The sequence below is a fragment of the Sandaracinus amylolyticus genome (assembly GCF_000737325.1).
GTDB classification, from domain to species: domain Bacteria; phylum Myxococcota_A; class Polyangia; order Polyangiales; family Sandaracinaceae; genus Sandaracinus; species Sandaracinus amylolyticus.
In genome coordinates, this window is sequence record NZ_CP011125.1 from 1,421,735 (window position 1) to 1,443,313 (window position 21,579).

The window sequence follows — 21,579 nt, forward strand, 5'->3', positions numbered from 1 at the left end:
ACTGCGACTCCCGGCAGGAGGGGCATTCCTGGCCCTCCTCGGAGAGCTGCGGCGAGACGGAGCGAGCAGCGCGCCAGCCTCGGGGACGTGAGCGCCAACCTCGGGGCGACGAGAGCGCCAGCCTTGGGCGGCATGGGCACAAGCCCAGCACGCGGCTCGAGCGCAGTGGGTGTCGGCGGCGCGCGCGGTCCGAGGGAGCGACGTTCCGCGCGCGCCGCCGACTGCCCTCCTCCTAGGCGCCACCCAGAAGGTCACAAGAGGCGGCAGGATCTTTTTCCACGTGGCGCCGGTGTACGTCCCGAAACGACTCCAGCGAGGCCCATCGCGTCGCGCGCCGTTCGAGCCGCTCTGCCTCGCTGCGACTCGACGCCTCGCCCGCCCTGGCACGCGGATCGAATGTCCAGCCCGGGATCGTAACGGCGCTCCGCGGCACGCACGCAGGAGCCGGAGGAACGTCATGGCGACGCAGACGACGAGCCCTGGGCAGCGCTTCGTGGATCGCCGCGACGCGGGGCGTCGCCTCGCGGCGCTGATCGACCGTTCGGTGTCCGGCGAGCGCGTGGTGCTCGCGCTTCCGCGCGGCGGCGTGCCGGTCGGGTTCGACGTCGCACGGGCGCTCGGCGCGCCGCTCGACGTGCTCGTCGTGCGGAAGCTCGGCGTGCCCGGGCACGAGGAGCTCGCGATGGGCGCGATCGCGTCCGGCGGTGTGCGCGTCCTGAACGACGACGTGCTGCTTCTCGCGGGCGTGCGCGACGAGGACCTCGCCGAGGTCACCGAGCGCGAGCGCCACGAGCTCGAGCGGCGCGAGCGCGAGTACCGCGGCGATCGCCCGCCTGTCTCGGTCACGGGCCGACACGCGATCGTCGTCGACGATGGCCTCGCGACCGGCGCGACCATGCGTGCCGCGGTGACGGCGCTGCGCATGCGCGGCCCGGCGAGCATCACCGTGGCCGTGCCGGTCGGGTCGCAAGAGGCGCTGCGCGCGATGCGCGAGATCGCCGACGACGTCGTGTGCGTGATGGCGCCGTACTGGTTCCGCGCGGTGGGCGAGTGGTACGACGACTTCGGGGCGACCGAGGACGACGAGGTTCGCACGCTGCTCGCGCAGGCCGCTCCGCCGCGGCAGAAGCCGCAGGCCGCACGCGTGACGTCGTCCGATCCGCTCGCGACGTTGATCGCGCGCCACGCGCATCCGTGGCGCGGCGAGACGGCAGACTTCGCGCCGCTCGCGCCGCTGGTGCGCACCGCGCGCGTCGTGCTGATCGGCGAGTCGACGCACGGCACGCACGAGCACTACGCGGAGCGCGTCCGGCTCACGAAGTGGCTGATCGAAGAGCACGGCTTCACCGACGTCGCCGCGGAAGCGGACTGGCCCGACGCGTGGCGCGTCCACCGGTTCGTGCGCGGTGAGGAGGAGGACGCCGACGCCGAAGCGGCGCTCGGAGACTTCGAGCGATTTCCTCGCTGGATGTGGCGCAACCTCGTGATGCGCGACTTCGTTTCCTGGCTGCGCGCCCACGACGACGCGCTGCGACCCGAGGATCGCGTCGGCTTCTACGGGCTCGACCTCTACAGCCTCCACCGCTCGATGGACGCGGTGGTGCGCTATCTCGATCGCGTCGATCGCGACGCAGCAGCGCGCGCCCGCGATCGTTATGCGTGCTTCGACGCGTTCGGCGACGACCCGCAGCGCTACGGGTACGCGACCGGCGTGCGCGGCGCCGACACGTGCGAGGCCGAGGTCGTCGAGCAGCTGCGAGAGCTGCAGGCGCGCGCGACGACCGGCGCGCGCGTCGGCCCGTTCGCGGCCGACGATCGCTTCTTCGCCGAGCAGAACGCGCGCCTCGCGCGCAACGCCGAGGCCTACTACCGCTCGATGTACCGCGGCGCGATCTCGTCGTGGAACCTGCGCGATCGGCACATGGGCGAGACCCTCGACGCGCTCCTCGAGCACCTCTCGCGACGGCGCGGGCGCGAGGCGCGCATCGTCGTGTGGGCGCACAACTCGCACCTCGGCGACGCGCGCGCGACGCACATGGGCTGGACCGGCGAGCTCAACCTCGGTCAGCTCGCGCGCGAGCGCTACGGAGATCGCGCGCTCTTGATCGGCCAGACGACGCACCACGGCACCGTGTCGGCGGCCAGCGACTGGGGCGGCGAGGTCGAGCGCAAGCGCGTCCGGCCGGGCCTCGAGGGCAGCTACGAGGCGCTGCTGTCCTCCGCGCTGGGCGACGGAGTCGGCCGCGCGCTGCTCGTTCTGCGCGGTGGTGGAGAGCTCACGCAGGCCCTGCGCCCGCAGCGGCTCGAGCGCGCGATCGGCGTGATCTATCGGCCCGAGAGCGAACGGCGCAGCCACTACTTCGGCGCGCGCCTCGCCGATCAGTTCGACGTCGTGCTCCACCTCGACGAGACGCGCGCGCTCGAGCCGCTCGATCGCATCGCGGGATGGGACGAGGAGGACGCGCCGGAGACCTATCCGACCGGCCTCTGACGCCGCCGCGCGCGAGTCAGCGCTTCGCGACCAGCTCGGCGACCGTCGCGAGCAGGGTCTCGGGCGCGATCGGCTTCACGAGGTGGCGATCGAACCCCGACTCGAGCGAGCGCACGCGATCCTCGTCGCGCGCGTACGCCGTGAGCGCGATCGCGGGCGTCCGTGCGCGCGAGGCGGCGCGCTGCTGCGAGCGGATGCGCCGCACCATCGAGTGCCCGTCCTCGCCGGGCAGCCCGACGTCCGACACCAGCACGTCGAACGTGTCCTCGACGAACGCCTCCATCGCGGCGCGCGCGTTGCCGCAGCCGCGCGCGATCGCGCCGTGATCCTCGAGCAGCGAGACGACGAGCTCGCGCGCGTCCGGCTCGTCCTCGACGACCAGCACTCTCACGCCGCTCAGATCGACGCGCGGTCCCAGCACCGCCGCGGTCTTGCCGCTCGCCTTGCGCCGCGTCGCGGCGGTGCGCGTCGATGCGATCGGGAGGCGCACGGTGAACGTGCTGCCGCGTCCGAGCCCTTCGCTGCGCGCGTCGATCGTCCCGCCGTGCTGCTCGACGATGCTGCGCGCGATCGCGAGCCCCAGGCCGAGCCCGCCGTGTCGCCGCGCGAAGCTCCCGTCGGCCTGCCGGAAGCGCTCGAACACGTAGGGCAGGAACTCCGCGGAGATCCCCTCGCCGCGATCCGACACCGAGAGCGAGAGCATGCCCTCGCTCTCGCGCTGCACCGCGAGCCACACGCGCCCTCCGGCCGGAGAGAACTTGATCGCGTTCGTGAGCAGGTTCGTGACCACCTGCTGCAGTCGCTCGGCGTCGCCGCGCACCGCGCCCGCGTCGTCGAGCGCGGTCACGACGTCGACCGATCGTTGCTCCGCGAGCGGGCGCACCGAGTCGAGCGCGAGCGCGGCGATGCGCGCGAGGTCGACGGGGGCGGTGCTCATCCGCAGCTTCCCCGAGAGGATGCGGCCGACGTCGAGCAGATCCGAGATGAGCCGCGTCTGCGCGTCGGTGTTGCGCTCGATGACGTCGAGCGCGTGCGCGTGCTTCTCCTCGGGCAGCGTCCCGGCGCGCAGCAGGCGCACCCAGCCCTTGATCGCGTTCAGCGGCGTGCGCAGCTCGTGCGAGATCGTCGCGAGGAACTCGTCCTTGAGGCGGTTCGCGTGCTCGGCGCGCGCGCGCTCGATGCGCTGCTCGTCGAGGAGGATCACGCGCTCCATCGCGAGCGACGAGTGATGCGCGAGCGCGCCGAACGACGCGAGCGCGTCGTGGGTGAGCCGGCCGGGCTCGGTGAAGGTCGCGATGTACGCGCCGATCACGCGCTCTCCCGCGCGCAGCGGCATCGCGACGAGCGCCTCGGTGTCGCGCCCCACGCTCGCCGCGAGAGCGGGATACCGCGCGACGTACTCCTCGCGCTGCGCGATCACGACCGGCCACCCGCTTCGCGCGACCTCGCAGACCGGGAGATCGCGATCGAGGCGCACCCGCTGGTACTCGTCGAACGCGACGCCGGGGTAGTGCACGTCGATGCAGCGAAGGATCTCGCCGTCGAGCGGCTCCGCGATCCACACCGCGCTCCGCGTCGCGCCGAGCGACGCCGTCGCGTGCCGCACGATCGTCCGCGCGACGTCCTCGCGCGCCAGCGCCGCCGCGAGCTCGGCGGCGAGCTCGTACGTCTGCAGCGCGCTCTGACGCGCGCGCTTCTCGGCTTCGAACGACGTCGCGCGGCACAGCGCGAGCGCGCAGTGGCGTGACAGCAGGATCAAGAACGCGCGCTCGTCCTCGTCGATCACGTGCTCTCTGCGGAACGAGAGCACGAACGCGCCGAGCGCGTCGCCGTCGGTGACGAGCGGCACGCACGCCGCCGCGAACGGTCCGACGTCGCGCCGCGTCGAGAGCAGCCGCTCCGCGTCGGGATAACGCGCGGCCAGCTCGGCGCGCGACACGATCAGCACCGGCTCGCGCCGACGCATCGCATCCGCGAGCGGGAGCTCCGCGTCGATGCGCATCGTCGCGAAGGGAGCGACGACGTCCTCGCGCGCGGCGTCCTGGGCGACGACGCGCAGCTGCGCGCCTTCGACGAGCCACATCACCGCCGCGTCCGCGGCGACCGCGTACCGCGCGTGCAGCAGCACGAGGCGCGTGATGTCGTCGATCGACGCCGCGCCCGCGAGCGCAGCGGTGACGTCGAGCAGGCGATCGCGGAGCGCCGTCACGGCTGCAGCATACCCAGCTCGCGTGCTGTGCGATGCACCCCTTCGGTGTGCGCCCGCGTTTGCGGATCCGCTCGCTCCGCGCGAGAGTCGCGCCGCGCGAGGAGGACGACGATGACGCGAGATCTCGAAGGCATGCGTGCGGTGATCACGGGCGCGAACACCGGCATCGGCCGCGCGACTGCGATCGAGCTCGCGAAGCGGGGCGCCGCGGTGACGATCGCATCGCGCTCCGAGGACAAGACACGCCCCGTGATCGACGAGATCACGCGCGCGGGCGGACGCGCCGACTTCGTCGCGCTCGAGCTCGCGGATCTCGCGTCGGTGCGTCGCTGCGCCGACGTGCTGCGCACGCGCGACGAGCCGATCGACGTGCTCGTCGACAACGCGGGGCTCGCCGGCCAACGCGGTCTCACCGCGCAGGGCTTCGAGCTGACGTTCGGCGTGAACCACCTCGGCCACTTCCTGCTCAGCACCGCGCTGCTCCCGCTGATCGAGCGCGCGTCGGTGCGTCGCGCGCCCGCGCGCATCGTCGTGGTGTCGAGCGTCGGGCACTACCGCGCGAAGGGCATCGACTGGGACGCGCTGCGTCGCCCCGCGGCGACGGTCACCGGGCTGCCCGAGTACCAGGTGAGCAAGCTATGCAACGTGCTCTTCGCGAAGGAGCTCGCACGTCGGCTCGGCGAGGGCCGCGTGCACACCTACGCGCTGCACCCCGGCGTGATCGCGTCCGACGTGTGGCGCTCCGTGCCGTGGCCGATCCGTCCGCTGATCACGCGCTTCATGCGCTCGACGGACGAGGGCGCGGAGACCTCGCTCCACTGCGCGACGTCGCCCGAGTGCGCGTCGCACACGGGCCGCTACTACGACGCCTGTCGCGAGAAGGAGCCGAGCGCGCGCTCGAACGACGCCGCGCTCGCGCGCGAGCTGTGGGCGCGCAGCGAGACGTGGGTCGCCGACTTCGCGCGGTGACGATCACGTCCCTGCGGGCTCGAGCGGCCCGCCGGGGCCACCGCCGCCCGGCCCGCGCCGAGTGCGCTCGAGGAGCTCGCGCAGGAACTCGCGGCCGCGCCGGCGACCGAACGCGCGCTCGAGGCTCTCGAGCAGCTCGGCGCTCTCCGGGCGCGACTGCGCGTTGCGTAGCGCCTCCGTGAGCGCGACGATCGCGGCTTCGCGGCGCTGTGCCTGCGCTTCCTGGGCGCGGGCGCGCGCGCTCGTGTGGACCTGCCACGCGACGAGCGCGAGCAGCGCGAGCACCGCCAGCACGAGCACGATCTGCAGCGTGTTCGTGCCCTCGTCGGCCGCGTCCTGAAGTCGCGTCAGGACGGTGTCGGTCTGCGGGTTCTCGCGCTCGATCTGCTCGAACGCGTCCTGGACGCCGAGCACCATCTCGCGCGAGAGCGTGCGCGTCGTGACCGCGATCGCGGCCTGCGTCTGGGGATCTTGGAGCGCCTCGGCGAGCGCGGCGCGCATCGCAGGGCCGAGCTCGTCGCGCATCGCGACGGCGAGCGCGACCGCGCTCTCCTGCGCGACCCGCGCGACCGCCGCCGCGATCGCCTGCGTGCTCTCCTCGTCGAGGATGCGGCGCAGGCTGGCGCTCAGCGCGCGCGACATCGTCTGCGCGACCGCCGGGCCGATGTCGCGCTCGAGCGAGTCCGCGAGCGCGTCGGACACGCTCGCGACGAACCGGCTCGACATCTCGGCGATCCGCGCGGCGCGCTCTTCGTCGGAGAGCGCGTCGAGCGTGCCGTCGGTCACGTTGCCGATGAGCCCGGCGGTCGCGTCCTGCACCTCCGGCATCGACAGGATCTCGACGAACGCACGGCGCGTGTCCTCGTCGCCGAGCTCGTCGAGCGTCGACTCGATCAGCGGCTCGGGCATCTCCTCGGCGACTTCGCCCGCCACCGCGCCCGCGGTGTGCGCGCATCCGCTCGCGAGCAGCGCAGCGATGACGATCGCGCGCATCGTGTGGGGCCACGGCATCGAGGCGGTGACCTGTGCAACCGCGGTGCCCTGCGCGCGCACACGCGATCGCGGGCCGCTCGCGGGGCATCGTGAGCACCACGCGCGCAGTCCGCGTGGGGCGCCGGGGCATCTTGCACCGGGCTCAGCCGAAGATGCGCTGCAGCTCGTAGGGCGGCGTCACCTCGAGCTGATCGTAGCGGCAGCCCTCGGGACGCTTGTCCTCGCGCCATCGCACGAACGTCGTCGCGTGACGGAACCGCGAGCCCTGGAGGTGGTCGTACTTCACCTCGCAGACGCGCTCGATCCGCAGCGGCTCCCACGAGAGGTCCTTGCCTGCGCTCCACCGGCTCTGTCCGCCGGGCATTCGCTGGGTGGATGACATCGCGCTGGCCCATTCACGCCACGGATGGGCCTCCAGCGCGCCCTTCCGCAGCGGCTCGAGCTCCTTCGCGAGCTCGCGCCGCTTCGCCATCGTGAACGACGACGTCACGCCGACGTGGTGGAGCTCGCCCTTCTCGTCGTAGAGCCCGAGCAGCAGCGAGCCCACGAGCTCGTTCTCGCCCTGCTTGTGCCAGCGGAAGCCGGCGACGACGCAGTCGGCGGTGCGCGCGTGCTTGATCTTCAGCATCGCGCGCTTGCCGGGCTCGTACTTCGCCGTCTCGGGCTTCGCGATCACTCCGTCGAGCCCCGCGCCCTCGAAGCGGTGGAACCACTCGTCCGCGAGCGCGCGATCACGGGTCGCGGGCGTGAGGTGGATCGGCGCCTTCGCCTTCGCGAGCGCGCGCTCGAGCGCGGCGCGCCGCTCCGACGTCGGTCGATCGCGCAGATCGCGATCTCCTTCCCACAGCAGATCGAACGCGACGAACGACGCAGGCGTCTCCGCCGCGAGCTTGGCGACGCGCGACGCCGCGGGATGGAGGCGCAGCTGCAGCCGATCGAAGTCGAGCCCGGACGCGCTCGCGATCACGATCTCGCCGTCGACGACGCAGCGCTCCGGCAGGTGCGCCCGGAGCGGCTCGCTCAGCTCCGGGAAGTAGCGATCGAGCGGGCGCAGATCGCGGCTCTGGATGTAGATGCGCTCGCCGTCGCGGAACACGATCGCGCGGAAGCCGTCCCACTTCGGCTCGTAGATCCAGCCCGCGCCCTCGGGCGGCAGCGCGTCGCCGAGCTTCGCGAGCATCGGCTCGATCGGCGGCGCGATCGGGAGCCCGTCGGGCGGCGGCGGCGCCTCGACCGAGGTGCGCTTCGAGCGCGGGGCACGTCCGGTGGCCATCAGCTCTCGCTCTTCTTCTTGCGGTTCGCGCTGCGCGCGCGAGAGACGTCGCGCATGTGCGCGCGCATCGCGTCGGCGCCGCCGTGCGCGGCCCACGGATCGTAGTCGACCTCGAGCGCTTCCTGCGCGGGACGAAGCGCCTCGGGCACGTGCTCGAGGTTCACGCGGATGCGCGTCCACGTCGTGTTCTTGCCGCGCATCGCGTCGACGAGGACGTCGGCGGGCGCGAGGTGCGACGCGGCCTCGGGGTGCTTCGCCTTCCAGCGCTCGAGCGCGGCGAGCGCCTCGTCCTTCTTCGCGGCGCGCGCGATCTCGATCAGCGGCTTCGTGGACTGACGACGCCCGGTGCCGGTCGCGCCCTCGCTCGCGCTCTTCGCGGCGCGCTTGCTGCCGGACTTCGCGCGCGAGGGCTGCACGCGCGGCGGCTCGCCCGGCTGCTTCGCGTAGTGCGGCGGCCACGGCGCGTCGCCTTGTCCTTCGGCTTCCTGCTTCGCCGAGAGCTCGAGCAGCGCGTCGAGCGTGCACCGCGTCTCGTCGATCTTCGCGTGCGGGTCACCGATGCGCGCGAACCGCGCGGGCATCGTGCGCAGCGTGAAGTCCGCAGGATCGCAGTCGTCGAGCTCGTCCCACGTCACCGGCGCCGACACGCGCGCGTCGGGCTTCGGCCGCACCGAGTACGCGCTCGCGACGGTGCGATCCTTCGCGTTCTGGTTGTAGTCGAGGAAGACGCCGTGGCGCTCTTCCTTCCACCACTTGCTCGTCGCGATCGTCGGCGCGCGACGCTCCACCTCGCGCGCGAGCGCGAGCGCGCAGCGACGCACCTGCGAGAACGTCCAGCGCGGATGCAGCCGCACGTTCACGTGGATGCCGCGCGAGCCCGACGTCTTCGGCCAGCCCACGAGCCCGAGATCGTCGAGCGTCGCCTTCACGACCCGCGCGGTCTCGCGCAGCTGCGACCACGGCACGCCCGGCACCGGATCGAGATCGACGCGCAGCTCGTCGGGATGCTCGAGGTCCTCGGCGCGCACGGGGTGCGGGTGCAGCTCGATGCACCCGAGGTTCACCATCCACGCGAGCGCGGCGGCATCGCGCGGCACGACCTCTTCCGCGGTCCGACCCGAGGGAAAGCTGAGCTCGACCGTCTCGATCCACTCGGGCCGCGAGGTCGGCGCGCGCTTCTGCCAGAACACCTCGCCGCCGATCCCGTCGACGTAGCGCACCAGCACGTTGGGCCGCCCCGCGGCGCCGCGCAGCGCGCCCTCCGCGACCGCGACGTAGTACTCGACGACGTCGAGCTTCGTGATTTTCGCGTCGGGAAAATAGACCTTCGACGGATTCGAGATCGCGACCTCGCGGCCTGCGATCTCGAGCACGCGCTTCTCGGTCTTCGATGCCACGGCCTCTCAGCATAGGCGTGCCGCGCGTCTCGCGAAAATTCGCCGCACCTCTCACGAAAGCAGGAGTGCGCAGAGATCCGGCTCTCCTCGTCGTGCTTAGTTGATGGGCGTGGATCTCGTCGTCACCCACGCTTCGGCGGACTTCGACGCGTTCGCGGCGGCGATGGCGGCGCGCAAGCTCTACGCAGGCGCGACGGTGGTGATGACGAGCGGGCTCGCGCGCGGGGTGCGCGAGTTCGCGGCGCTGCATCGCGATCGCTTCCCCTGGCTCGCGCCCTCCGACGTCGACGCCTCGGCGATCACCCGCCTGATCATCGTCGACGTGCGACGCACCTCGCGGCTGCGCGCGATCCCCGCGCTGCTCGCGCGGGCCGAGCAACGCGAGCTCGAGGTGCACGTCTGGGATCATCACCCGGCGTCCGACGACGACGTGCGCGCCGACGTGCTGCGCGTCGAGCCGGTGGGCTCCGCGACGACGCTGTTGATCGAGGCGATGCGCGCGCGCGGCATCGAGATCGACGAGGTCGAGGCGACGCTCTTCGCGCTCGGCATCCACGCCGACACCGGCTCGCTGCAGTACGCGAGCACCACGTCGCGCGACGCCGAGGCGCTCGCGCACCTCCTCTCGCGCGGCGCCAGCATGCGCGTGATGAGCCGCTTCCTATCGGTGCCGTTCACCGAGGCGCAGCGCGTGGCGCTCGCGTCCGCGCTCGACGCGCTCGAGACCACGCGCGCGTCGGGGCTCCGGGTCGCGATCGCCGCGGTCGAGCTCGACGCGCCGTGCGAAGGCCTCGACGAGGTCGCGTCGGAGCTCTTCCGGCTCGAGCTCCCGCACGCGCTCTTCCTGGTCGCGACGGTGCCGCGTCGAGGGCGCGCGAACGTCGTCGCGCGAGCGCGCGAGGGCACGATCGACGTGGCGTCGCTGCTCGGCGCGATGGGCGGAGGTGGGCACCCGACCGCGGCCTCGCTCTCGATCCGCGACACCACGGGCGACGCGCTGGTTCACGCGCTCCGCGAGGCGATCGCGCGCCATGCGCCGCGCCCTCTGCGCGTGACCGACGTGATGCGCAGCCCGGTGCGGACGATCACGCCCGATCATCCGCTCGCGCGGCTGCGCGACGAGCTCCCGTCGTGGCGCGTGTCGGGCGTCCCGGTCGTGAACGCTGGCGCGCTGGTCGGCATCGTGTCGAGCGACGACGTGGAGCGCGCCGAGCGCGAAGGGCGCCTCCACCTCGCCGCGGGCAGCTGCATGTCCGCGCCGGTGCGCACCGTCGACGCGTGCGCATCGGTCGAGGAAGCGCTCGATCGGATGGCGCAGCACCGCATCGGGCGACTGCCGGTGATGCGCGACGGCGTGCTCGTCGGCATCGTCACGCGCGGTGATCTGCGCGCGTTGCTCTACGGGTGAGCGAGCAGCCCGCGCACCCGGAGCACGCGGCCGTCGCGTCGTGCCTCTCGTGAGCTCCGGGCATCTTCCATGCACCGGAGCGCGGTCATGCGCGCGCGCCTCCTGATCGTGCTCACGATGCTGCTCGCCTCGGCGTGCATGCCCGACACCGATCAGCGCGCGCCCGAGACCACGAGCACCGGCGCGGAGGACCTCGGCGGTGGCGCCGACGACGCGCTGCTGATCGACAGCGACGGGCGCATCGACGACGACGATCCGATGTGAGGAGGTCCCATGCCGCAGCAGGTCGCAGCCATCTTCCGCACGCGCCACGACGCCGATCACGCCGTTCGCGATCTGCACGCGGCGGGGTTCGCCGACGAGCACATCCACGTGCGTCGCCCGCACGAGCTGAAGGACGCCGACGACGTCCGCCGCGCGCTGATCGAGGTCGGCGTCGCGCCCGATCAGGCGCTCGCGCTCGCCGACGAGGTCACCGAGGACGACCTGATCGTCGACGTGATCGCGCCCGACGACGAGCACGCACGCTGGGCGCGTCGCGTGCTCGAGGCCGCGGGCCCGATGCACACGCCGGTTCTCGGACTGCGCCACGAGCCCGAGCGCGCGGGGGCGAGCAGTGAGAACCGCGAGGACGACATCGCGTCGGATCCCGTCGACGAGGCCGGGCTCGAGTCGTTCCCGGCGAGCGATCCGCCCGAGTTCACGATGCGCGGCCCGCGCGGCCGCCGCTGAGCTCGAGTGGGACGGCGACGCGCTCGGCGAGGCGCGATGCGACGCTCAGCGCTTCGCGCCCATCGCGTCCTCGAGGAGCGCGAGGAAGCGCTGCGCTGCTCGCCCGAGCGGCACCGTGCGGCGCCACGCGAGGTGCGGGACGAACACGTGCTCGTCGCCCTCGACGAACCCGAGCGGCACGAGGCGCTTGCGTGCGAGATCCTGCTGCACGAGGTGGAGCGGCATCCATCCGAAGCCGACGCCCGCGAGCAGCGCGAGACGCTTGCTGTGGAAGTCCGAGAGCCGCACGACGTGCGGCGAGCCGAGCGACAGACGTCCCGGGCCCGGCGGCGCATCGCGTCGCGAGTCCTCGACGACGATCTCGACGTGCTGTGCGAGCTCGGCGCGATCGACCCGCGCGCGCCGCTTGCGCCCGGCGACCAGCGGGTGATCGCGGTGCGCGCAGAGCCGCAGCACGACGGGCGCGAGCGGGCGCGCGACCAAGCGCTCGTCGCCGACGAAGTCGAGCACGATCATGAAGTCGGCGCGCACACTCCCAGGCAACGACGTGCGGAAGCGCTCGCGCACGCCCGCGAGGTGCTCGACGCGCAGCTGCACGTGCGTGGGCAGCCCCTCGCGCGAGAAGCGCCGCAGCGCGCCGAGCAGCGGCGGCAGCGGGAGGAGACCGTCCACGACGATGCCGAGCGTGGGCTCCCACTCGTCGCGCAGCGTGCGCGCGAGGGTCTCGATCTCGGCGGTGCGCTCGAGCACGCGACGACCCGCCTCGAGCACGCGCCGCCCCGCGACCGTGAGCTCCGCCTTGTGTCCGGTGCGATCGAAGAGGCGCAACGCGAGATCGCGCTCGAGCGCGGCGATCGCGTAGCTCACGGCCGACGTCGCGCGGCCGAGCTCGCGCGCCGCGGCGGTGAAGCTGCCCGCGCGATCGATCGCGTCCAGGGCGCGCAGGCCGTCGATCGACTCCAGCGAGACGTTCGACGTTCTTGAACGAGATGTTCGAATCCGTGCAGTGTACTCGAACGAGCCACGGGCGTACCTCCGCGAGGAACGGAGGACACGACCGATGAGCGCGAACGAACGCAACCCGCTGGGCCTCGAAGGCATCGCGTGCCTGGAGTACGGCGCGCCCACCGAGGCGCAGCTCGATGCGCTCGGTGACGTGTTCCGCGCGCTCGGGTTCTCGCGGACACGGCGCCACGCGTCGCGCGACGTCGAGCTCTGGTCGCAGCACGGCGTGCGCTTCGTCGTGAGCCGCGATCCGCGCTCGTTCGCGGCGTCGTTCGCGCGCGATCACGGGCCCTCGATCGCGTCGATGGCGTGGTACGTCGCGGACGCAGAGCACGCGCTGCGCGAGGCGGTGCGCCGAGGCGCGGTGGAGGTCGCGGGCGACCTCGTCTTCGGTGGCGCGCCCGCGCTCGAGGGGATCGGCGGATCGCGGATCTACCTCGTCGATCGCCGCCGCGCGTGGGAGGAGCGCCACTACGTCGCGCTGGAGCGGCCCGAGGTGGTGCGCGACCGCGGGTTCCTCGCGATCGATCACCTCACGAACAACGTGCCGCGCGGGACGCTCGGCGCACATCGCGCGTTCTACCGCGAAGTCTTCGGGTTCGAGGACGTGCGCTCGTTCGAGATCCGCGGGACCGCGACCGGGCTCACGTCGTACGCGCTCCGCTCGCCGTGCGGGACGTTCTGCATCCCGATCAACGAGGGCAGTGAGGAGCGGAGTCAGATCGAAGAATATCTGCGCGAATATCGCGGCGCGGGCATCCAGCACGTCGCGCTGCTCACGCGCGATCTGCTCGGCAGTCTCGAGGGGATGCGCGAGTCGGGCGTCGCGACGCTCGACATCGATCCTTCGTATTACGAGGCCGCGTTCGCGCGCGTCCCGGGCGTGCGCGAGGACCACGAGGCGATCCGCGCGCGCGGTGTGCTCGTCGACGGAGACGAGGAGGGGTATCTCCTCCAGATCTTCACCGAGAACGTGATCGGGCCGATCTTCTTCGAATTCATCCAGCGCGAGAACCACCGCAGCTTCGGAGAGGGAAACTTCGGCGCGCTCTTCCGCTCGATCGAGCGCGATCAGGAGCGCCGCGGCGTGGTGTGAGGCGCGCAACTCTTGCGCTCGAGGGCGCGCGCGCACGGTGAGAGTCGCCGGATTCGCATGCACATCTGGAGGCACGGAGTCTGCTGTCGCGTGCCGGCATGACGATGCGCGCGGTGATCGCGATGCCGACTGCGGCCGATCCACTTCCACGTGCGGACGCGGCGCCCGAGGGCCTGCTCGGGAAGCTCTTCGGGATCCGCCCGCGGCCGCGGTTCCAGGGCGTCTATCTGCACGACGGCGGACATCCATCCGAGATCGGACCGCTGCTGTTCAACGTCGCGCGACTGCGTGGGGTCGAGCGCGCGTGGAGCGAGCTGCTCACGGGCAATCCCGCGGGCTGGTCGTCGCTCGCGTTCTTCTACGATCGCGATCGGTGCCGCGCGTGGGACGGGCACACGAAGATCGGTGTCGCGCAGCACCAGGAGAACTTCTCCGCGGATCGCGAGGACCCCGGCCCGGTCAGCTATCAGGGTGATCCGCAGCGCGATCTCGGGTTCCGCACGCCGCCGATCACCGAGGTCACCGACAAGATGGGCGCGGTGACGGTCTGGGTGCTCTGTCGATCCGAGCTCGTGCTCTTCGCCGTCGACGACGACGGCGTGGGGCTGCGCGAGATCGGCCGCCATCCGTGGGAGCGCGAGCCGAGCTGGGACGAGGTCGACGCCGCGCTCGACCAGGCGCTGGACGGCTGAGAAAAGGGGACTGGCGGGGCACGTTATGATCGCGCGGTGAAACATTCGCGGCGTGATCGCGTGCGTGCGTGGGGGCTCGTCGCGTCGAGCGTGCTCGCTGCGTGCGCGGGCGACGGTGCCGTGACGCTGCTCGATGCGTCGACGCCGGTCGACGCCCAGGTGGCGACCGACGCGCGCCCATCGACCGAGGTCGACGCCGGCGTGGCGCCCGGCGGCATCGCGCCCGAAGGTGCGCTCGACGGTGAGCGCGCCGGCGCGGACGGCGCGAACGAGCTGGCGCTGGACCCCGAGTCGCCGGCGGTGGTGCGCATCGACGTCGCGCCCGACGAGCACGTCACGTTCTTCCTCACGTTCGACGGCGCGGGCGGAGGGATCGAGCTCGAGGTGCTGCGCTGGGACGGCGCGCGCGCGGTGTCGCTGGGCGTGACCGACGCGGGGCCCGAGCTGCGCACCCTCGCGGTGTTCGACCCGAGCGAGCCCCGCACGTTCTGGGCGCGCGTGACCAGCGACGCGCGCACGCTGCCCGCGACGCTGGCGATCACGCGCGTGCCGTTCGAGGACGGCGCGACCTGCGAGCTCGACTGCGCGCGTCTTCTCCAGCTGCCGCTGCCCAACGATCCCGCGCGCGACGGCTACGCGACGAGCGCGAGCACCGTGTTCCGATATCAATACGGGCGCCGCGATCTGCTGATGTTCCTGCGTCACGCGGGACGACGCCTCGTGTCGCTCGGGATGCAGCCGTTCGTGCCCGAAGATCTCTCGCAGTGGGACGGGCGCACGCCGGGCGAAGACGTCGGCGCGCCGCGACACGCGTCGCACCAGCGCGGCAAGGACGTCGACCTCTCGCTCTACGGGCTCGATGGTCGCTCGGAGTGGCGGAGCTACTGCACCGTGGTGCGCACCGATCGCGGGCGCGAGTGCGTGCCGGGGACGATCTCCGGCTACGACGGCTTCGCGAACGCGGTGTTCTTCGGCGACTTCTTCGCGACCGGGCGCGTCACGAATTGCTTCCTCGACCAGGAGCTGATCGGCGAGACGGTGTCGGGCGCGGACGAGGCGCTCACCGCGGAGCTCGTCGCCGAAGAGCTGCTGCCGATGTACGCCGACGGAGCGCACCTGCAGCACTGGCCCAACCACGACAACCACATCCACGTGCGCGTCTCGGAGGCCGAGGGTTCGACGTTCGCGATCGTCGCGGAGGGCGCGGTCGAGCCGCCGTGACGCTCGGCACGGTTGCGCGTGCAACCGTGCGGTGGTGCGCTCAGGCGTCGACGCGCACGAAGCGCGCGCCCAGCGCGTCGGCGATCGCACGGTGCGCGACGTGGGGCGAGATCAGCTCGACGCGCGACACGTCGAGCTTCGCGCGCTCCACCGCGAGCACCGCGATGCCGGGCAGGGGCGGGCGACACCAGCAGATCGGCGGCCCCGCGGGATGCGCACAGACGTGCAGCTCGACGTCGCGATCGAGCGCGGCGCGCGCGCGCTGCACCGCGAGCGCGGCGGCCTCGCGCTCGGTCGCGCCGGGGGCCCAGGCGAACGCGAAGAGCGCGGCGTCGGGCGATGCGCGCAGTCGATCGAGCACGTCCTCGCGCGCGATCACGTCGGCCGAGACGATGCGGCCGGCGCGCGTGTGATCCGGGCGCGCGCGCCGCGTGAACGACACGATCTCGATCGACTCGAAACCCTCCGACGCGCTCGGCGCCTCGAGCTCGCGGCGGAAGCGGAACAGCGCGAGCGGCGGCACCACGCCCGGATCGTCCTTCGACATCGCGAGGATCTCGTTGGGGCCGAGCAGGTGCCCGTGCGCCTCGACGATGCGGCGCGCGACGTTCGCCTGCGCGACCTCGATCGGCGTGTCGAGCCACACGCAGCGCACGGGCACGCCGTGCTTCCACGCGCAGTCGATCACGTCGGCGCGCGACGCGCGGCTCGCGTAGGTGTTGTCGAGCACCACACGAGCGACGCCGTCGCGCAGCGCCGCATCGAGCCCTGGCACGAGCCCGCGCAGCTTGCCGCCCAGCTCGTCGCGATTGAGCCGCAGGTGACCCTCGAGCTCGCGCGCGACCGTCGACTTCCCCGCGCCCTGGATGCCCATGAGCACGACGACCTCGCGTGTGCCGTCCGCGCGCGGCTTGCGCTGCTCGAGGGGCACGCGGATGCGCACGCCCGACGGAATGCGCGCATCGAGCGCCGCGCGATCGGCGTCGTCGAGCGCGATCGCGGCGGCGCGCGCGAGCTCGAGCGCATGCGCGATCGATCGCGCGCCGGGGATCGGCACGATCGCGGGCGAGAGATCGCGCAGCCACGCGAGCACGATGATCGCGGCGCTCACGCCGTGCTTCGCCGCGAGCGCGCCGAAGGTCGTGTCGCTCGCGAGCTTCGGCGCGCGCTTGGGCCCGCCGAGCGGCGAGTGCGCGAGGACGCGGATCCCGTGCTCGACGCAGCGCTCGATCACGCCGCTGCGCAGCACGCTGTCCTGAGCCGGCGCGATCGCGACCTCGACCAGCTCGATCGGCGCGACCGCGCGCGCCCGATCGAGCTCGGAGAGGGTCACGTTGCTCAGGCCGATCGCGCGCACCAGACCGGCATCGCGCAGCGCGGCGAGGGCGCGCGCGCTCGTCTCGATCGGCGTGCGCGGATCGGGTGCGTGCAGGAGCAGGGCGTCGAGCGCGTCGACCCCCAGCGCCGCGCGGCTGCGCTCGCACGCCTCGCGGAGGTGCGCGACGCGTCCGTCGTTCGCCCACTTGCCGCGGGTGCGGATCAGCCCCGCCTTCGTGACCACGAGCGGCCGCGGCCCCGACCACGACGCGAGCGCGCGCGCGACGAGCCGCTCGTTGCCGTGCACGTCGTGCAGATCCCGCCCGTACACGTCGGCGGTGTCGAGCAGCGACACGCCCGCGCCGAGCGCTGCGCAGAGCACCGCGATCGCGTCCGCCTCGTCGATCTCCGAGAGGCGCATGCACCCGAGGCCGATCACACGACGAGCTGCAGCTCCGCTTCTTCCTCGGGCGGCGACGCGTCGCCGCGCTCGGCCGCGCGGAGCAAGCGCCAGATGTGCTTGCCGAGCACGTCGATCTCGGTCGACGCGAACTGCTCGCCGCCGAACTTCTTGATCGTCTCGGTCTGCTGCTTGAGCACCACGGCGTCCTGCTGGAACACGCGGAGCGCGAGCGGCTTCACGAACGGCGCGATCACGTGCCCGGGCACGCGCGAGCGGAAGCTGACGACCGCGTGGAGCTTCGTGCGGAAGTCCGACACCGGCGTGCACACCGTGTCCGCGAGGAAGTGGTTCTCGGTGCCGATGCGGTACTCGACCTGCGCGATCGACGGCAGGATGAAGCGATCGAAGTGCGTGACGATCCCGCCCGAGGGCGAGAGGATCCGCGCGACGAGGCCCGGCGGGCGCGGCTCGCCGACGTACTCGGCCTCCACGCGATCCTTGCTGCGACGCACCTTCACGGTGAGCGTCACGCCGCGGCTCTCCGAGCGGAACAACCCGCGATGCAGGAACGCGGTGTGGGGCACGTCGAGCGCGTTCTCGATCGCCGAGTACATCGTGCCCTCGGCCTCCACGGTCTGGTGCACCGTCGTGTATCCGGGCTCGCTCGCGAGCGCGAAGCGGTGCGGCTGCTTGCTCGGCATCGGCGCGCCCGGATGCGCGAACGGCGTGCTGTAGACCCAGATCCAACCGTCCTGCTCGATCACCGGGAACGCGGGCGCGGTGCGCGCCTTCGCGCCCGGCTCGCCGCAGAACGAGGGGATCGCGCGGCACGCGCCTTCGCGATCGAAACGCCAGCCGTGGTACGGGCACTCGATCGTGCCCTCCGACGCGACGACCTTCCCGCCCGAGAGTGGGACGTTGCGATGAGGGCAGCGATCGAGCAGCGCCGCGGCGCGTCCGCGCTCGTCGCGGAAGAGCACGAGCGGCACGTCCTGGATCGTCTCGGCGCGCGGCGCGTCCTTCAGCTCGCTCGCCGCGCACGCGATGAACCACTGATCGGCGAGCCGCACCACCGACGCGCGTCCCTTCGTGCGCAGGAACGCGAACGCGTCGCGCTCCTTGGTGCCCACGTCGTGTGTCTCGTCCACGCGCTCGGTCATAGGCGCGCGATCCTGCCACGAGCGACCGATGCCGGGCGATACTGCGCTCGTGAGCACGGCGACCTCCACTCTCGCGCTCGACGTCGGCGGGCGCACTCGACCTCTCCTGTTCGACGCGCTGCCCGCGCTCGCGCGCGACGTGCCGTGGCGTCCGCTCGCGAAGCTGCCCACACCGGTCGAGCGCATCGGTAGCGACGCGGCGAAGTGGCTCGGTCGCGACGACCTGTGGATCAAACGCGACGACCTCGCGTCTCCGCTCTACGGTGGCAACAAGGTGCGCCGCTACGAGCTCGTGCTCGCGGAGGCGGAGCGACGCGGCGCCAAGCGCATCGTCACCGCGGGCGGCGTCGCGTCGACGCAGGTGATGGCGACGGCGCTCTTCGGCCGCGCGCTCGGCTTCGAGGTGCGCGTCGTGCTGTACGACCAGCCGATCACGCGCTTCGCGAAGCACGCGCTGCTCGTCGACGCCGACACCGGCGCGGAGCTGATCTGGGGCGGCAATTACCTCACGACCGCCGTGCGCACGATCGACGCGCTGCTGCGGGATCGACGCGAGAATTTCCTGATCCTTCCCGGCGCGTCGGACCCGCTCGCGAACCTCGGGTACATCGACGCGATGCTCGAGCTCGCGCAGCAGGTCGAGCGTGGCGAGTGCCCTCGGCCCGACGCGATCGTGCTGCCGACCGGGAGCTCGGGGACGCTCGCGGCGCTCGCGCTGGGTGCGGCATGGCTCGGCTGGGACACCGAGCTCGTCGGTGTGCGCATCGCGCCGCTGCTGACGACGAACCGCCTGACGATCGGCGGGGTGATCGCGGCGACGGATCGCTTCCTCGAGGCGCGCGATCCCGAGCGCTGGAAGCGACAGCGTGGCCGCGCGCGATTCTCGCTGCACCACGGCGCGATCGGTCCCGGCTACGGGCACCCCACGCCTGCGGCGATCGACGCGATCGATCACGTGCGCGCGATCATCGGCGCCGAAGGCGAGGTCACGTACAGCGGCAAGGCGCTCGACGGATTGCGCGCGATCGCGGCCGAGCCTCGATGGCGCGGGAAGAACGTGATGCTCTGGAGCACGCTCTCCGCGGCGCGCCCCGCGCCCTCGCCGCACGCGCGAGAGAAGCTGCCGCCGCGGCTGCGCGCGCTGCTCGACGCGCCCGAGGTCGCGTGAGGGTACCGGCGCGCGGGCCGCGGCCCCACGATCGCGCCGTGCGCTTCCTGTGCGACTCGATGCTCGGCGGGCTCTCGCGGTGGCTGCGCTCGTCGGGCTACGACGCGGAGTTCGCAGGACCGATCGACGACGGAGATCTCGTCGCGCGCGCCGAGGCGAGCGGGGCGATCCTGCTGACGTCGGACGGGCCGCTGATGCGACGGCGTCCGATCACGAGCGGCAGCGTGCGCGCGCTGCTCGTGCCGCGCGCTCAGCCGCTCTTCGATCAGACCGTGTTCGTGCTGCGCGAGCTCGCGCTGCCGGTGGTCGATCCGCGATGCATGTCGTGCGGTGGCGCGCTGGTGCCGGTGGGCGCCGACACGCTCGCGAGCGAGGTCCCCGCGATGTCGCTCGAGGCGTTCGACGAGTTCTGGCGCTGCGATCGCTGCGCGCGACCGTTCTGGAAGGGCTCTCACTGGGACGGGATCGTGGCGCGTCGATCGGCGCTGTCGGACGCGCTTCGTTGAGCGCCGCGCGACGTCGGCCGCTCGCCCGCTTCCCGGCTATGGTGCGCGCATGGCGACGACGTTCGACGAGCTCGCGCGCGAGGTGTTGCGCTTCCGCGACGAGCGAGAGTGGGGGCGCTTCCACACGCCGAAGAACCTCGCGATGGGCCTCGGCATCGAGGCCGGCGAGCTCGCGGAGCTCTTCTTGTGGAAGGACGACGCCGAGATCGCGGAGGCGCTGCGCGATCCCGCGTACCGCGAGAAGGTCGCGCACGAGCTCGCGGACGTGCAGGTGTACCTGCTGGTCCTCGCGCACGCGTCGGGCATCGCGCTCGACGACGCAGTGCGCGCGAAGATGACGCTGAACGCGCAGAAGTACCCGGTGGAGAAAGCACGCGGCAACGCGAAGAAGTACGACGAGCTGTGATCCGAGCGGGCGCGCGCTACGATCACCTCATGTCGAACGCGCGACCCACGCTGACGTACCCGCTCGAGTGGGAGTACCGGGTGATCGGCGCCGACGAGGCGGACCTGCGCTCCGCGATCGTGACGGTGATGGGCTCGCGCGCCCACAGCGTCGCGGAGCCGCGCCGGAGCCGCGAGGGCCGTTGGATCTCGCTGCACGTCGTGTTGATCGTCCACACCGAGCAGGAGCGCGACGACCTCCATCGAGAGCTCGTCGCGCACCCGGCGGTGCGGCTCGTCATGTAGCGAGGAGAGCCGGAATTCCTGAGGAGAGCAGGAGGAAATCAGCTCGACGCCAGGTGAGGCTCGAGGACGTCGACGAACGCGCGCGGGCGCTCGCTCATCACTTGGTGGCCGGCGTGATCGATCACCGTGAGGGTCGCGTCGGGGATCACGCGCGCGAGCGCCGCGGCGTGGGGGACGAAGCGCGCGTCGGCGCCTCCGACGATCACGCGCGTCGGCACGCGCAGTGACGTGAGGCGACCGCGCAGATCCGTGTCGCGCATCGTGCGGGGCAGCGCGCGGTACGCGTGGGGATCGACGTCGAGCGGCGGTGCCGAGACCTGGCGCCCGCGCGTGCGGTGGTACGCGTCGGCTGCCTGACGCAGCAGCGGGAACGCGTCGATCACGCGGCTGTGCAGCGGCGGCTTCGGGAACACGTCGATGCAGCCGCCCCACGTCGAGACCAACGCGAGCGAGCGCACGCGATGCGGCGCGTCGAGCGCGAGGCGCAGCGCGACCTGACCGCCCATCGAGTGCCCGACGAGATCGACGCGCTCGAGCGCCAGCGCGTCGAGCGCCGCGCCGAGATCATGGGTGAGCGCGTCGAGCGTGTACGCCTCGTCGTCGCGGAGCCACGTCGAGCGCCCGTGCCCGCGTTGCTCGATGACGATCACGCGACGCTCACGCTCGGCGAGCGCGGGCGCGACCCACGCGAAGTCGCGCCGCGTGCCGGTGTAGCCGTGGACCAGCACCAGGGTGCGCGGGCCCTCGCCGTGCTCTTCGCACGCGAGCTCGACGCCTCGGACGCGGAGATGGAACGAGCGCATCGCTCGCCAGCGTAGGCGAGCCGACGCGCGCCCGACGAGATCACGG

The 21,579-nt window shown here is 72.5% G+C and carries 20 protein-coding genes; 12 read left to right on the forward strand and 8 right to left on the reverse strand.

Translation table 11 applies throughout. The annotated features are described in order from the left end of the window. Positions 1–457: 457 nt before the first annotated feature. The gene (locus tag DB32_RS49415; protein ID WP_053231446.1) at positions 458–2,491 is read left to right on the forward strand and encodes an erythromycin esterase family protein; all 2,034 of its coding nucleotides are present in this window, start codon (positions 458–460) and stop codon (positions 2,489–2,491) included. Between the two features lie 16 nt (positions 2,492–2,507). Here DB32_RS49415 and DB32_RS05950 read toward each other — a convergent pair whose 3' ends face one another. Beyond that, a complete protein-coding gene (locus tag DB32_RS05950) occupies positions 2,508–4,700 on the reverse strand; it encodes a hybrid sensor histidine kinase/response regulator (protein ID WP_053231447.1) in 2,193 nt (730 codons plus the stop codon). 111 nt (positions 4,701–4,811) lie between these two features. Between DB32_RS05950 and DB32_RS05955 the strand changes: the two genes are divergently transcribed. Next, the gene (locus DB32_RS05955) at positions 4,812–5,669 is read left to right on the forward strand and encodes an SDR family oxidoreductase (protein ID WP_053231448.1); all 858 of its coding nucleotides are present in this window, start codon (positions 4,812–4,814) and stop codon (positions 5,667–5,669) included. Positions 5,670–5,672: 3 nt separating this feature from the next. On the opposite strand, the gene DB32_RS05960 is transcribed toward DB32_RS05955, so the two are convergent. The 3 genes from DB32_RS05960 to ligD all read right to left on the reverse strand — a co-directional run bounded on the left by DB32_RS05960 (position 5,673) and on the right by ligD (position 9,332). Then, positions 5,673–6,680, reverse strand: coding sequence for a hypothetical protein (locus tag DB32_RS05960; protein WP_157068760.1), 1,008 nt, complete (start codon positions 6,678–6,680; stop codon positions 5,673–5,675). Between the two features lie 124 nt (positions 6,681–6,804). Further along, positions 6,805–7,935 carry an ATP-dependent DNA ligase gene (locus DB32_RS05965; protein ID WP_083457178.1) on the reverse strand — a complete coding sequence of 377 codons (1,131 nt, stop codon included), beginning with the start codon at positions 7,933–7,935 and terminating at the stop codon, positions 6,805–6,807. Beyond that, the gene (gene ligD, locus DB32_RS05970; RefSeq protein WP_053231450.1) at positions 7,935–9,332 is read right to left on the reverse strand and encodes a non-homologous end-joining DNA ligase; all 1,398 of its coding nucleotides are present in this window, start codon (positions 9,330–9,332) and stop codon (positions 7,935–7,937) included. Before ligD ends, DB32_RS05965 begins: the two co-directional genes overlap by 1 nt. Before the next feature lie 109 nt (positions 9,333–9,441). Here ligD and DB32_RS05975 point away from each other — a divergent pair, with 109 nt between their 5' ends. The 3 genes from DB32_RS05975 to DB32_RS05985 all read left to right on the forward strand — a co-directional run bounded on the left by DB32_RS05975 (position 9,442) and on the right by DB32_RS05985 (position 11,472). Continuing rightward, positions 9,442–10,740, forward strand: coding sequence for a CBS domain-containing protein (locus tag DB32_RS05975; protein WP_169791356.1), 1,299 nt, complete (start codon positions 9,442–9,444; stop codon positions 10,738–10,740). Positions 10,741–10,827: 87 nt separating this feature from the next. Then, positions 10,828–11,004, forward strand: coding sequence for a hypothetical protein (locus DB32_RS05980; RefSeq protein WP_157068761.1), 177 nt, complete (start codon positions 10,828–10,830; stop codon positions 11,002–11,004). A gap of 9 nt (positions 11,005–11,013) precedes the next feature. Then, on the forward strand, positions 11,014–11,472 hold the full coding sequence (locus DB32_RS05985; protein ID WP_053231453.1) for a hypothetical protein: 459 nt from the start codon (positions 11,014–11,016) through the stop codon (positions 11,470–11,472). 45 nt (positions 11,473–11,517) lie between these two features. On the opposite strand, the gene DB32_RS05990 is transcribed toward DB32_RS05985, so the two are convergent. Then, positions 11,518–12,573 (reverse strand): LysR family transcriptional regulator, encoded by a 1,056-nt coding sequence (locus tag DB32_RS05990; protein WP_083457179.1) that lies wholly within the window; start codon positions 12,571–12,573, stop codon positions 11,518–11,520. Between DB32_RS05990 and hppD the strand changes: the two genes are divergently transcribed. The 3 genes from hppD to DB32_RS06005 all read left to right on the forward strand — a co-directional run bounded on the left by hppD (position 12,533) and on the right by DB32_RS06005 (position 15,486). Further along, the gene (hppD, locus tag DB32_RS05995) at positions 12,533–13,573 is read left to right on the forward strand and encodes a 4-hydroxyphenylpyruvate dioxygenase (RefSeq protein WP_053231455.1); all 1,041 of its coding nucleotides are present in this window, start codon (positions 12,533–12,535) and stop codon (positions 13,571–13,573) included. The genes DB32_RS05990 and hppD overlap by 41 nt on opposite strands. Before the next feature lie 98 nt (positions 13,574–13,671). Next, positions 13,672–14,265 carry a hypothetical protein gene (locus DB32_RS06000; RefSeq protein ID WP_053231456.1) on the forward strand — a complete coding sequence of 198 codons (594 nt, stop codon included), beginning with the start codon at positions 13,672–13,674 and terminating at the stop codon, positions 14,263–14,265. 36 nt (positions 14,266–14,301) lie between these two features. Next, positions 14,302–15,486: a hypothetical protein gene (locus DB32_RS06005; protein ID WP_157068762.1), complete on the forward strand. Its 1,185-nt coding sequence runs from the start codon at positions 14,302–14,304 to the stop codon at positions 15,484–15,486. A 40-nt stretch (positions 15,487–15,526) separates the two neighbouring features. Here DB32_RS06005 and DB32_RS06010 read toward each other — a convergent pair whose 3' ends face one another. Both DB32_RS06010 and DB32_RS06015 read right to left on the reverse strand, forming a co-directional pair. Next, entirely contained in the window at positions 15,527–17,242 is a 1,716-nt protein-coding gene (locus DB32_RS06010; protein ID WP_053231458.1) for an aldo/keto reductase, read from the reverse strand. Continuing rightward, positions 17,239–18,354, reverse strand: coding sequence for a Rieske 2Fe-2S domain-containing protein (locus tag DB32_RS06015; RefSeq protein WP_240481164.1), 1,116 nt, complete (start codon positions 18,352–18,354; stop codon positions 17,239–17,241). Before DB32_RS06015 ends, DB32_RS06010 begins: the two co-directional genes overlap by 4 nt. Before the next feature lie 61 nt (positions 18,355–18,415). On the opposite strand from DB32_RS06015, the gene DB32_RS06020 reads away from it, so the two are divergent. Genes DB32_RS06020 through DB32_RS06035 form a run of 4 tightly spaced genes read left to right on the forward strand, consistent with a single transcriptional unit; the run spans position 18,416 to position 20,730 of the window. After that, positions 18,416–19,534, forward strand: coding sequence for a 1-aminocyclopropane-1-carboxylate deaminase/D-cysteine desulfhydrase (locus tag DB32_RS06020; protein ID WP_240481165.1), 1,119 nt, complete (start codon positions 18,416–18,418; stop codon positions 19,532–19,534). 38 nt (positions 19,535–19,572) lie between these two features. Continuing rightward, complete coding sequence (locus DB32_RS06025) at positions 19,573–20,040, forward strand: Mut7-C RNAse domain-containing protein (protein WP_053231460.1); 468 nt, start codon at positions 19,573–19,575, stop codon at positions 20,038–20,040. 49 nt (positions 20,041–20,089) lie between these two features. Continuing rightward, positions 20,090–20,446: a nucleotide pyrophosphohydrolase gene (locus tag DB32_RS06030; protein ID WP_053231461.1), complete on the forward strand. Its 357-nt coding sequence runs from the start codon at positions 20,090–20,092 to the stop codon at positions 20,444–20,446. A gap of 29 nt (positions 20,447–20,475) precedes the next feature. Further along, positions 20,476–20,730, forward strand: coding sequence for an HP0495 family protein (locus DB32_RS06035; RefSeq protein ID WP_157068764.1), 255 nt, complete (start codon positions 20,476–20,478; stop codon positions 20,728–20,730). 38 nt (positions 20,731–20,768) lie between these two features. On the opposite strand, the gene DB32_RS06040 is transcribed toward DB32_RS06035, so the two are convergent. Then, positions 20,769–21,533: an alpha/beta fold hydrolase gene (locus tag DB32_RS06040; RefSeq protein WP_053231463.1), complete on the reverse strand. Its 765-nt coding sequence runs from the start codon at positions 21,531–21,533 to the stop codon at positions 20,769–20,771. Positions 21,534–21,579 lie beyond the last annotated feature (46 nt).